Annotated in this window: 11 protein-coding genes and 1 riboswitch; of the genes, 8 read left to right on the top strand and 3 right to left on the bottom strand. The window is 60.6% G+C overall.

Annotated features, from left to right (window positions below; translation table 11 throughout):
* Nucleotides 1–1,140, bottom strand: coding sequence for a UDP-4-amino-4-deoxy-L-arabinose aminotransferase (arnB, locus tag ACLEXF_RS22545; RefSeq protein ID WP_043522548.1), 1,140 nt, complete (start codon nucleotides 1,138–1,140; stop codon nucleotides 1–3).
* A 396-nt stretch (nucleotides 1,141–1,536) separates the two neighbouring features.
* Nucleotides 1,537–2,043 (bottom strand): phenolic acid decarboxylase, encoded by a 507-nt coding sequence (locus ACLEXF_RS22540; protein ID WP_012540376.1) that lies wholly within the window; start codon nucleotides 2,041–2,043, stop codon nucleotides 1,537–1,539.
* A gap of 97 nt (nucleotides 2,044–2,140) precedes the next feature.
* Between ACLEXF_RS22540 and ACLEXF_RS22535 the strand changes: the two genes are divergently transcribed.
* The 8 genes from ACLEXF_RS22535 to ACLEXF_RS22500 all read left to right on the top strand — a co-directional run bounded on the left by ACLEXF_RS22535 (nucleotide 2,141) and on the right by ACLEXF_RS22500 (nucleotide 9,769).
* Entirely contained in the window at nucleotides 2,141–3,001 is an 861-nt protein-coding gene (locus tag ACLEXF_RS22535) for a LysR family transcriptional regulator (RefSeq protein ID WP_017899988.1), read from the top strand.
* A gap of 137 nt (nucleotides 3,002–3,138) precedes the next feature.
* Entirely contained in the window at nucleotides 3,139–4,707 is a 1,569-nt protein-coding gene (gene nikA, locus ACLEXF_RS22530) for a nickel ABC transporter substrate-binding protein (RefSeq protein ID WP_032456700.1), read from the top strand.
* A complete protein-coding gene (gene nikB, locus ACLEXF_RS22525) occupies nucleotides 4,707–5,651 on the top strand; it encodes a nickel ABC transporter permease subunit NikB (RefSeq protein WP_004202070.1) in 945 nt (314 codons plus the stop codon). The genes nikA and nikB overlap by 1 nt, the downstream gene beginning before the upstream one ends.
* Entirely contained in the window at nucleotides 5,648–6,481 is an 834-nt protein-coding gene (nikC, locus tag ACLEXF_RS22520) for a nickel ABC transporter permease subunit NikC (protein ID WP_004202068.1), read from the top strand. The genes nikB and nikC overlap by 4 nt, the downstream gene beginning before the upstream one ends.
* Nucleotides 6,481–7,245, top strand: a complete 765-nt coding sequence (nikD, locus tag ACLEXF_RS22515; RefSeq protein WP_023319281.1) for a nickel import ATP-binding protein NikD — start codon at nucleotides 6,481–6,483, stop codon at nucleotides 7,243–7,245. The genes nikC and nikD overlap by 1 nt, the downstream gene beginning before the upstream one ends.
* Nucleotides 7,242–8,033, top strand: a complete 792-nt coding sequence (gene nikE / locus ACLEXF_RS22510; protein WP_064183540.1) for a nickel import ATP-binding protein NikE — start codon at nucleotides 7,242–7,244, stop codon at nucleotides 8,031–8,033. The genes nikD and nikE overlap by 4 nt, the downstream gene beginning before the upstream one ends.
* Nucleotides 8,021–8,419 carry a nickel-responsive transcriptional regulator NikR gene (gene nikR, locus ACLEXF_RS22505; RefSeq protein ID WP_004202063.1) on the top strand — a complete coding sequence of 133 codons (399 nt, stop codon included), beginning with the start codon at nucleotides 8,021–8,023 and terminating at the stop codon, nucleotides 8,417–8,419. The genes nikE and nikR overlap by 13 nt, the downstream gene beginning before the upstream one ends.
* A gap of 98 nt (nucleotides 8,420–8,517) precedes the next feature.
* Nucleotides 8,518–8,699, top strand: a riboswitch (M-box (ykoK) riboswitch).
* A gap of 56 nt (nucleotides 8,700–8,755) precedes the next feature.
* Nucleotides 8,756–9,769 (top strand): magnesium transporter, encoded by a 1,014-nt coding sequence (locus ACLEXF_RS22500; protein ID WP_065697479.1) that lies wholly within the window; start codon nucleotides 8,756–8,758, stop codon nucleotides 9,767–9,769.
* A 39-nt stretch (nucleotides 9,770–9,808) separates the two neighbouring features.
* Here the strand turns inward: ACLEXF_RS22500 and ACLEXF_RS22495 are convergent, their stop codons facing one another.
* Nucleotides 9,809–11,002 carry an NAD(P)/FAD-dependent oxidoreductase gene (locus ACLEXF_RS22495; protein ID WP_004204939.1) on the bottom strand — a complete coding sequence of 398 codons (1,194 nt, stop codon included), beginning with the start codon at nucleotides 11,000–11,002 and terminating at the stop codon, nucleotides 9,809–9,811.
* Nucleotides 11,003–11,004: the final 2 nt, after the last annotated feature.

Genomic DNA, 11,004 nt, shown 5'->3' with positions numbered 1-11,004 from the left:
TCAACGTCCTGACAGCTGGCGCAGTGCGGAAATGACGCGAGTGACATCGTCATCAGTCATGTCCGGGAACAACGGGAGAGAACAGATGCGGGCGCTGTTCCATTCGGTATTCGGCAGGGAAACCTCCGGGAAGCGCTCGCGGTAATATTTTTGCGTATGGGCCGCACGGAAGTGCAGACCGGTGCCGATACCCATCGCCTTTAGCTTTTCCATCAGCGCGTCGCGGCTGATGCCGCAGGCAGCCTCATCGACGCGGATGATAAACAGATGCCAGGCGTGCTGGTGATCCCAGGCCGGGACGGTCAGGGGCGTAAACGGCGTGTCCGCCAGTTCGCGCAGATAGCGCTGGGCAATTTCCGCCCGCCGCTGGTTGGCGTGAGGCAGTTTTTCCAGCTGGACCAGCGCCAGCGCGGCGTTGATGTCGGCAAGATTGTATTTAAAGCCCGGAGCGATCACCTCCGCCTGCGGCGCGCGGCCATGGGTCTGGCGGTCATAGGCGTCCACGCCGAGGCCATGGAATTTCAGGCTGCGGATACGGGAGGCCAGCTCGTCGTCGTCGGTGACAATCAGGCCGCCTTCAGCGCAGGTCATGTTTTTGATCGCGTGGAACGAGAAAATCGCGGTCCCCTGCCAGCCCACGTGGCGGCCTTTATAATGGGTACCGGCCGCATGGGCGGCGTCTTCGATCACCGGAATGCCATGGCGCTCGCCCACCGCGCGAATGGCGTCGATATCGGCTGGCGCCCCCGCGTAGTGCACAGGAATAATCGCTTTGGTACGCGAGGTGATCGCCGCTGCCACCGCGTCAGGGGTAATCATCAGATTGTCGTTATCGACATCGATCATCACCGGCGTGGCGCCCAGCAGGCAGATCATATTGAGAGTGGAGACCCAGGTCTGGGACGGCGTAATGACTTCATCGCCGGGGCCAATACCCAGCGCCATCAGGGTCACATGCATCCCGCCGGTCGCTGAACTGACGGCAATCGCATGACGGTTGCCGGTCAACTGGCAAAATGCCGCTTCAAGTGCCTGATTCTTCGGTCCGGTGGTGATCCAGCCCGACGTTAAAACTTCACGCAGGGCTGCCAGCTCTGCGTCGCCCATCGACGGGCGCGAAAAAGGCAAAAAATCGCTCATCATCATCCTGTTCTGTAGATGACCCACGCACAAACCTGGGTCGTTAGAATAAAATATCCTGCGCCTGCGGACTTAAACGAAATTAAAATGAAGTGAGTTCAGCGCGGCATTCCATTTCAGGGTATTTCGACCACTATTAATGTAGTTGACCTTGCTTAGGATAATATTAAGAAATTAATCTTTTCTCAGCATAGCCAAATAAATCATTAATAAACAGAATGATAGGTTTTATTTATGGCAGAATTTTGACAAAAAAGCGTTCCTGTCTGGAAAAGCAAACAGGAACGCTATCGCGGAAAGTAAACGGGGGTTAAACCAGATAACAATTAATGACGCTGTCTTTGTCACGCTTGATGACAAAAAGTTAGCGCAGATCACAAAGTTATTTCTGCTTAATTACAAATTTGCAGGAAAATCAGCTGGCAATTCACTTGCCGGGCAATTAATAACCTCGTCATTATCCGCGCCACAGTCGCGAATGAAGGTGATAGTAGCAAACTCGTCAATCACTTCCGTCGGGTAGGCCGGGCCGGCATCGCGGTACGAATTCATCAGAGGAATGTGATCGTTCTGGAAGCAGACGGTTTTTTCCGGGTTATTCATGATCCAGCGCGGGAAGAAAATGGTGCCGTGGAACAGTTTATCGCCCAGGTTGACGATCAGGCTGACGTCGGTACCGGTCGGTTCGGTCCATGAGATTTTGTAGATACTTTCCCCCACCCGCACGATGTACGCTTCCTGATCTTTCACCCAGCGATTGCCGACGATGCCGCTGTGAATACGGTAGTCGAGGGTGTGGCCGTTTTTGACGTAAATTTCGTAGTTCCAGCCGTTGTCGTAGGTGTAGACCAGATGTTTACCGATAAAGCCGCTGAGGTCATGTTTGTCGAAAGTGCTCATCATTTATTCTCCTCTGTGTTGTTGAGGACAGCATACGTCTTTAAAAATTGAATGAATAACGCTATGTTTGGATTAAATACATCCAAATTTTAGATTGATTATGCACAAGACAACCCTGGAGCAGTGGGCGTTACTCGAAAAGGTAGTGGAATTGGGGAGCTTTGCCAGAGCGGCGGAGGAGACCAATCGCAGCCAGTCTTCGGTGAGTTATAACCTCGCGCTGCTGCAGGAGCGTTTAGGGGTAGCGCTGCTGGCGCCGTCCGGGCGGCGGGCGGTGCTGACCCCGGCCGGCGAACTGCTGCTGAATCAGGTCAAACCGCTGCTACAGGCCTTCGCCTACGTTGAGACGCATGCAGCCACTCTGCGCAACGGGGCGCGCACCCGTCTGGATCTGGTGGTCGACAGCATTTTCCCGCGCCAGCGGTTGTTCGCCATTTTGCGCCAGTTTCAGCAGCGCTATCCGCAGACACAGGTCAGACTCACCGAAGTGCTGGAAAATATGGATGACGAGGGCGCGGCGCGAACGGAAGCCGATGTCATGGTTCTGACCCGCCGCCAGGATATTACCGGCCGCGGAGAGTGGCTGATGAATATTGATTTTATCGCCGTCGCCCACCGCGACCATCCTCTCGCCGCGCTCGACGGTCCGCTGGAGGATAGCGCGCTGGCACCATGGCCGCTGGTGCGCATTGCCGACCAGACCGGCGATGGCCAGGCGACGCGTGACGCCTGGACTTTCTCCACCATTGACGCCGCCATTGATGCGGTGATGTATCAGGTCGGCTTCGGCTGGCTGCCGGAAGAGCGCATTCGTTCCCATCTCGATCAGGGCGTGCTGAAGCGGCTGCCCCTCAGCCATGGCGCGCGCCGCGCGACGCCGCTGCATCTGATCGTCAAGCGGGATCTGGCGCCGATCGACGAACAGGTGGCCACGCTGCTGGGGTTGTTCCGGGCGCCCTGAGGGGTAAAGCGGCGCCTGCCCCTGCGCATAATCATACGGATTACTTATACTTTTCGGCGCAATATTGATCCAGGTTACTCCGAAAGTATGATGAATCACTAAAATCGTCATACTTTCCTGTCGTTGAGATTGCCGTCTTGTCTATTTTCCGCCTCACTCTGCTGGCGCTGATCGCCTGCGTCCCTCTGCTGGCTCAGGCCGCGCAGCACTCGCTCACCACCGCCTGGCCGGTGAACGTCGGCCCGCTGAATCCGCATCTTTATACCCCCAACCAGATGTTTGCCCAAAGCATGGTCTATGAGCCGCTGGTGAAGTATCAGGCTGACGGCAGCGTGCAGCCCTGGCTGGCGACCCGCTGGCGTCACTCCGACGATGGTAAAACCTGGTGGTTCACCCTGCGCGAGGATGTGACCTTCTCCAACGGCGAACCCTTTAACGCCCAGGCCGCAGCGGCGAATTTCCAGGCGGTGCTCGCCAACCGTCAACGCCACGCCTGGCTTGAGCTCGCCAATCAGATAACCGACGTGCGGGCGCTCAGCGCCAGCGAGCTGCAGATCACCCTGAAAAGCGCCTACGCCCCCTTGCTACAAGAGCTGGCCCTGCCCCGCCCGTTCCGCTTTATCGCCCCCTCGCAGTTTATCGATGGCGGCACCGCCAACGGCATCAAAGCCCCGATCGGCACCGGGCCGTGGCGACTGGCGAGCTCGCAGCTCAATCAGCGCGACGTGCTGGTACGCAACGAACAGTACTGGGGTAATAAACCCGCGCTGCAGCAAATCACCATCAAAGTGATCCCTGACGCCACCAGCCGCGCGGTGGCGTTCGAAACCGGGGAAATTGACATGCTCTACGGCGACGAAGGGCTGCTACCGCTGGATACCTTCGAACGCTTTCGTCATCACCCCGGCTACGTGGCTCGACTCTCCGCCCCGACGGAGACGGTGATGCTAGCGCTGAACGCCAGCCAGGGCCCGACCCGCGAGCAGGCGGTTCGCGAGGCGCTCAACTACGCCGTCGACAAGCAGACCCTCGTCGATAGCGTGCTCTACGGCACCCAGCAGGTTGCCGACACCCTGTTTGCGCCCTCGGTCCCCTACGCCCCGCAGGATCTGACGCCGCGCCGTTACGATCCGGCAAAAGCCCGCGCCCTGCTGGCGCAGGCCGGCTGGCAGCAGCCGGAAGGCCAGCCCTGGCGACAAAAAGCCGGGCAAGCGCTGGCGATTGAGCTGGCGTTTATCGGCACCGACGCGCTGGCTAAATCGATGGCCGAAATTATTCAGGCCAATCTGCGGGAGGTCGGCGTCCGCGTCACCCTGGTGGGCGAGGAGGAGAGCAGCATCTATGCGCGCCAGCGCGAAGGCCGGTTCGGCATGATCTTCAATCGCACCTGGGGCGCCCCCTACGATCCGCATGCCTTTTTAAGCTCGATGCGCGTGCCCTCGCATGCCGATTATCAGGCCCAGCGCGGCCTGCCCGACAAAGCGCTGATTGATAAAGAGATTAGCGAGGTGCTGACCACCAGCGACGAGGCGCAGCGGAAACGGCTGTACCACGATGTGCTGACCCGTCTGCATCAGGACGCGGTGTACCTACCCATCAGCTATGTCTCGCTGATGTCGGTTGCGCGCCAGGAGGTCGGCGAGATCCCGTTCGCGCCGGTGACCACCGAGATCCCGTTCGACCAGATTAAACCGGTAACGCCATAATGCTACGCTATATTTTACGCCGCCTGCTGCTGCTGATCCCGCTGTTGCTCGCCGCCTCCGCCATCATCTTTCTGCTGCTGCGGCTCGGCACCGGCGACCCGGCGCTGGATTATCTGCGCCTGTCGAACTTGCCGCCCACGGAAGAGATGGTCGCCTCGACCCGCGAACTGCTGGGGCTCAACCAGCCGCTGGCGATGCAGTATCTGCACTGGCTGTGGCGGGCGCTGCACCTGGACTTCGGCCTCTCTTATGCCACCCGGCGGCCGGTGCTGGACGACCTGCTGCACTTCCTGCCGGCCACCCTGCTGCTTACCGGCGCGGCGCTGGCGCTGATCCTCGTCACCTCGCTGCCGCTGGGGATCTGGGCGGCGCGCCATCGCGATCGCCTGCCGGATTTTGCTGTACGGCTGATTGCCTTCCTCGGCGTGTCGATGCCGAACTTCTGGCTAGCCTTTCTGCTGGTGATGCTCTTTTCCGTGCATCTGCAGTGGCTCCCGGCGATGGGATACGGCGACTGGCAGCACCTGATATTGCCCGCCGTCTCCATCGCCTTTATGTCGCTGGCGATTAACGCCCGGCTGCTGCGCGCCAGCATGCTGGAGGTCTCCGGCCAGCGTCACGTGGTATGGGCGCGGCTGCGCGGGTTGAGCACGCGCCAGGTGGAGCGGCGGCATATCCTGCGCAACGCCACCCTGCCGGTGGTGACCGCCATGGGCATGCACATTGGCGAGCTGATCGGCGGCACGATGATTATCGAAAATATCTTTGCCTGGCCGGGGGTTGGCCGCTACGCGGTTTCCGCGATCTTCAATCGCGATTATCCAGTGATTCAGTGCTTTACCCTGATGATGGTCACGGTGTTCGTACTGGCTAACCTGGCGGTGGATGTGCTTAACGCGGCGCTCGACCCGCGCCTGCGCCGCCATGAGGAGGTGAGCGTATGAGATGGCTGCGAAACTTCCGCTGGCCGGTGAAACTGGCCCTGCTGGTTATCGCGCTGCTGGCGGTCATCGCCCTCGGCAGCGGCTGGTGGCTGCCCTGGGATCCGGCGGCGATTAACCTGCAGCAGCGGCTGCTGCCGCCAGGGGGGGCGCACTGGCTGGGAACCGATCATCTTGGACGGGATATTTTCTCGCGCCTGCTGGCCGCCACCCGCGTCTCGCTGGGGGCGGTAATGGCCTGCCTGCTGCTGGTGCTGCTGATCGGTTTGGCGGTTGGCGGCAGCGCCGGGCTGCTGGGCGGCCGCGCCGACCGCGGCCTGATGCGCCTCGCCGAACTGTTTATGACCTTTCCGACCTCGATCCTGTCGTTCTTTATGGTGGGGGTGTTGGGTACCGGGCTGACCAACGTGATCCTCGCCATTGCGCTGTCGCACTGGGCCTGGTACGCCAGAATGGTGCGTAATCTGGTGGTCTCCCTGCGCCAGCGCGAATTTATCCTCGCCGCCCGCCTGAGCGGCGCCAGCCAGTGGCGGCTGTTCAGCGACCATCTGGCAGGGGCGGTGATCCCCTCGCTGCTGGTGCTCGCCTCGCTGGATATCGGTCATATGATGCTTCACGTGGCCGGCATGTCGTTCCTTGGCCTCGGCGTCAGCGCGCCGACGGCGGAATGGGGGGTGATGATCAACGACGCCCGGCAGTATATCTGGACCCAGCCGCTGCAGATGGTCTGGCCGGGGCTGGCGCTGTTCATCAGCGTGATGGCCTTTAACCTGCTGGGCGACGCGCTGCGCGATCGCCTCGATCCTCACCTGATCGCGGAGCATAGCCACTGATGCCGCAGAAGATCCAACTGCAACAGATCGCCCTTACCGCCGACCGCCCGCTGGTCAGCGACGTCTCGCTTACCCTGCGCCGCGGCCAGGTACTGGCGCTGCTCGGCAGCAGCGGCAGCGGGAAATCGCTCACCTGCGCCGCCGCGCTGGGCCTGCTGCCGCCCGGCGTCAACCAGACCGCCGGCCGGGTGTTGCTTGACGGCATGCCGGTGCACGGCGAACAGCTGCGCGGCGCGACTATCGCCACTATCATGCAGAACCCACGCAGCGCCTTTAATCCGCTGCATACCATGGCCGCCCACGCCCGGGAAACCTGCCGGGCGGCGGGCCGCGAAGCAAGTGACGCCGCCCTGCTGGCGGCAATGGAAGAGGTGGGTCTGGATAATCCGCGGGCGCTGCTGAAACGCTACCCCTTTGAGATGAGCGGCGGCATGCTGCAACGGATGATGGTCGCCCTCGCCCTGCTCAGCCGCGCGCCCTTTATCATCGCCGACGAACCGACCACCGACCTCGATGCCATCGCCCAGGCGCGGATCCTCAATCTGCTGGCGGATATCGTCGCCAGCCGCGGTCTGGGGCTGCTGCTGGTGACCCATGACATGGGCGTTGTGGCGCGGCTGGCGGATTACGTAGCGGTCATGGAGAACGGTCGCCTCGTTGAACAGTGCGATGTAAATACGCTGTTCAGCGCCCCACAGCACCCGCTGAGCCAACGCCTGTTGGCGGCGCATCTGGCGCTGTACGGACTGGAGAAAACAGCATGAATTTACTCAGCGTCACCGGGGTGAGCCACAATTACCCGCACCACGGCAGGGTCCTGCACGAGATCCAACTCGCCATCGCCCCCGGCGAAACGGTGGCCCTGCTCGGGCGCAGCGGCTGCGGCAAGAGCACCCTGGCGCGGATGCTGGTGGGCCTGGAAACGCCGCAGCACGGCGATATTGTCTGGCGCGGCACACCGCTGACCGCCCTGAAGGGCGAGGCCGTCGGCGCCTTCCGCCGCGATATTCAGCTGGTGTTTCAGGACGCCTTCAGCGCGGTGAATCCGCGCAAAACGGTGCGCGAGATCGTCAGCGAGCCGCTGCGCCATCTGTTGCGCTTGTCGCGCGAGGAACGTGCGCGCCAGGTGGAAGAGATGCTGCAGGCGGTCGACCTTTCCACGACGCTGCTCGATAAACGCCCGGCGCAGCTCAGCGGCGGACAGCTGCAGCGCGTCTGCCTGGCTCGCGCCCTCGCGGTACGGCCGCAGCTGTTGATTCTGGATGAAGCGGTCTCGAATCTCGATCTGCTGCTGCAGGCGGAGATTATCGCCCTGCTGAAGCGTCTGCAGGCCCAGTTTGGCACCGCCTGCCTGTTCATCACTCACGACCTGCGGCTGGTGGAGCGCTTTTGCCAGCGGGTGCTGGTGATGGAGCACGGACGCATCGTCGAAACCGCGGCGGTCAGTCTACCACTGCGCCTGCGCTCCCCTGCCGGACAGGCGCTCCAGCAGGCGGTGCTGCCACCTTTTCCTGCCACTCTGCTTAACGAGGCCATGCCATGCAGCGCGTAACCCTGACTCTTGATGATGACCTGCTGGCCGCTCTCGATGCGCTCAGCGCCCGCCGCGGCTACCACAATCGTTCGGAGGCGGTACGCGATATTCTGCGAGACGCCCTCAACCAGGATCCCGCACCGTCGGAGCCGCGGCGCGGTTATGCCGTCCTGTCATATGTGTACGAGCATGAAAAACGCGAACTGGCGAGCCGGCTGGTGGCCACCCAGCATCATCATCACGATCTCTCCGTCGCCACGCTGCATGTGCATATCAGTCATGACGACTGCCTGGAGATTGCGGTGCTGAAGGGAGACATGGTCGAGATACAGCATTTTGCCGACGACGTGATTGCCCAGCGCGGCGTGCGCCATGGGCATTTGCAGTGTTTAGCGGATGATTAACGATTTGAAAATTCTTGGGTGGTTTATCAACAGTTGATAAACCACATAAATTATACGCTTTGTGAATTATCCCGCTTCGCCAATAATGGCGCTTCATTTAACGATCTCGTTATGGCGAGGCTCCTGCATAAATACAAGTTACCGCCCTGTTGGTATCGAGAGAGACCACTAAGGGAAATACAGGCTTCCATCGAATCAAGGTGTTGCCAAGGTAACTTCTGGCGGTCATGACCGTTCAGATACGTTATGCAGTGCTAAAACCAGGACGTAGGGATCTGCCTGCGCTAACCCTGTCTTGTTCGCCCCTATGAGTGATTTTTTATAGGGATTTTAATCATGTCTTCCATTCAACTCTGCGCCGCCCATCAGGCGACCTCTGGCTTCAACGGCGATGCCATCGCCCAGTACATGCGTACCGACTTTATTACGCTACAGGAACATCTCAGCGTCCATGAGGCGCGGGAGCACTTTATCTCGCAGCTCACCAGCGATGATATTCCCGGCCAGGTGTTTGTTGTCGCCGGTAAAAAGCTGCGCGGCAGCCTGTCGGTCAAAAAGCTACTGCAGGAAGGGGATGCCGGGCAGTCTATCCGCTACCTGATGGACAGCTGCCTGTTCCGCGTCAAACCTGACGATGAACGCCCGCAGGTCATTGCCGAGCTCAACGAGCGCGGCCTCGAGTTGGTTCCCGTCGTCGATAAAGGCGAGCTGGTCGGCTGCCTGATGGAAAAGGAGATCGCCCATCTGCTGGAGGATGACGTCACCGAGGACGCTCAGCTGCAGGGGGCGACGCTGCCGCTGGAAAAACCGTACCTCGAGATCAGCCCCTGGACGCTGTGGAAGAAACGCTCGGTGTGGCTGCTGCTGCTGTTCGTGGCCGAAGCCTATACCAGCAGCGTGCTGCAGCATTTCGAAGAGGCGCTGGAGTCGGCCATTGCGCTGGCCTTCTTTATTCCGTTACTCATCGGCACCGGCGGCAACAGCGGAACGCAGATCACCTCGACGCTGGTGCGCTCGATGGCGCTGGGAGAAGTACGGCTGCGCGATATGGGGCGGGTGATCCGCAAAGAGGTGTCGACCTCGTTTCTGATTGCCTTAACGCTGGGGCTGGCGGGCTGCCTGCGCGCCTGGATGATGGGCATCGGTATGGAAATCACGCTGATCGTCAGCCTGACGCTGGTATGCATTACCCTGTGGAGCGCAGTTGTCTCGTCGGTCATTCCGATGGTGCTTAAACGGATCGGCATCGACCCGGCGGTGGTTTCCGCGCCGTTTATCGCCACGCTGATCGATGGCACCGGACTGATTATCTATTTCAAAATCGCTCAGTATTTTCTTGGGTTGAACTGATCATATACGTCCGGGCGCCAGGGCGCCCGGACGCTTAGATTACCCTTCCACCAGCGCCTGCGCGCAGGCCCAGGCGCTTGACCACGCCCACTGGAAGTTATAGCCGCCGAGCCAGCCGGTGACGTCCATCACTTCGCCGATAAAGTAGAGGCCCGGCGCCTTACGCGCCTCCATGGTACGCGACGAGAGCTCATTGGTGTCCACGCCGCCGAGGGTCACTTCCGCCGTCCGGTAGCCTTCGGTACCGTTCGGCTGCACGCGCCAGGCGGTCAGCGTCTCCACCAGCGCTTGCTGATCGCGAACGTTCAGCTGCTTCAGCGTGACATCAGGAATTTGCCCCAGCTGCTGCAGACACTCCACCAGCCGCTTCGGCAACTGCATCGCGAGGGTGTTTTTCAGGCTCTGGTTGGGATGCGCGCCGCGCTGCTCGTTAAGGAATTCCTCAAGATTGCAGTCCGGCAGCAGATTCACGGTGACGAACTCACCGGGCTGCCAGTAGCTGGAAATTTGCAGCACCGCCGGTCCGGAAAGGCCGCGATGGGTGAACAGCAGATTTTCGCGGAACAGGGTGCCGTTCTCGGCGGTGATGGTCGACGGCACCGAGACGCCGGAGAGAACCTGGAGCTGCTCAAGCAGCGGCTTGTGCAGGGTAAACGGCACCAGACCCGCACGGGTCGGCAGCACCTTCAGGCCGAACTGTTCGGCGATTTTATAGCCAAACGGCGAGGCGCCGAGGCCCGGCATCGACAAGCCGCCGGAGGCGATCACCAGCTTTTTGGTCGCCAGCGTTTCGCCGTTTACCTGAAGCCGATAGCCTTGCTCGTCGCGCTCCACGCTGAGAATTTCGCTGCGCAGGCGGATCTGCACGCCGCCCTTTTCGCATTCCGCCAGCAACAGAGTGACGATCTGTTCCGCCGAATCATCGCAAAACAGCTGACCGAGGGTTTTCTCATGCCAGGCGATGCCATATTTGCCGACCAGCTCGATAAAGTCCCACTGGGTGTAGCGCGCCAGGGCTGATTTGCAAAAATGCGGGTTTTGGCTCAAATAGGCCGCCGGCTCGACATACATATTGGTAAAGTTGCAGCGGCCGCCGCCGGACATCAGAATTTTTCGCCCCGGCTTTTTGCCGTTGTCGAGCAGCAGGACGCGACAGCCGAGCTGCCCCGCCTGCGCTGCGCAAAACATTCCCGCCGCTCCGGCGCCAACGACAATGGCATCAAACCTTTCCACAC

It is taken from the genome of Klebsiella pneumoniae complex sp. WS1778 (assembly GCF_049472055.1).
GTDB lineage: Bacteria > Pseudomonadota > Gammaproteobacteria > Enterobacterales > Enterobacteriaceae > Klebsiella > Klebsiella quasipneumoniae.
This window is presented reverse-complemented; position numbering and strand designations above follow the sequence as displayed.

What these genes read in the sequence shown, in the direction of transcription:
- arnB (WP_043522548.1), bottom strand. Translation starts at nt 1,140, where the DNA reads ATGAGCGATTTTTTGCCTTTTTCGCGCCCGTCGATGGGCGACGCAGAG.
- ACLEXF_RS22540 (WP_012540376.1), bottom strand. Translation starts at nt 2,043, where the DNA reads ATGATGAGCACTTTCGACAAACATGACCTCAGCGGCTTTATCGGTAAA.
- ACLEXF_RS22535 (WP_017899988.1), top strand. Translation starts at nt 2,141, where the DNA reads ATGCACAAGACAACCCTGGAGCAGTGGGCGTTACTCGAAAAGGTAGTG.
- nikB (WP_004202070.1), top strand. Translation starts at nt 4,707, where the DNA reads ATGCTACGCTATATTTTACGCCGCCTGCTGCTGCTGATCCCGCTGTTG.
- nikC (WP_004202068.1), top strand. Translation starts at nt 5,648, where the DNA reads ATGAGATGGCTGCGAAACTTCCGCTGGCCGGTGAAACTGGCCCTGCTG.
- nikD (WP_023319281.1), top strand. Translation starts at nt 6,481, where the DNA reads ATGCCGCAGAAGATCCAACTGCAACAGATCGCCCTTACCGCCGACCGC.
- nikE (WP_064183540.1), top strand. Translation starts at nt 7,242, where the DNA reads ATGAATTTACTCAGCGTCACCGGGGTGAGCCACAATTACCCGCACCAC.
- nikR (WP_004202063.1), top strand. Translation starts at nt 8,021, where the DNA reads ATGCAGCGCGTAACCCTGACTCTTGATGATGACCTGCTGGCCGCTCTC.
- ACLEXF_RS22500 (WP_065697479.1), top strand. Translation starts at nt 8,756, where the DNA reads ATGTCTTCCATTCAACTCTGCGCCGCCCATCAGGCGACCTCTGGCTTC.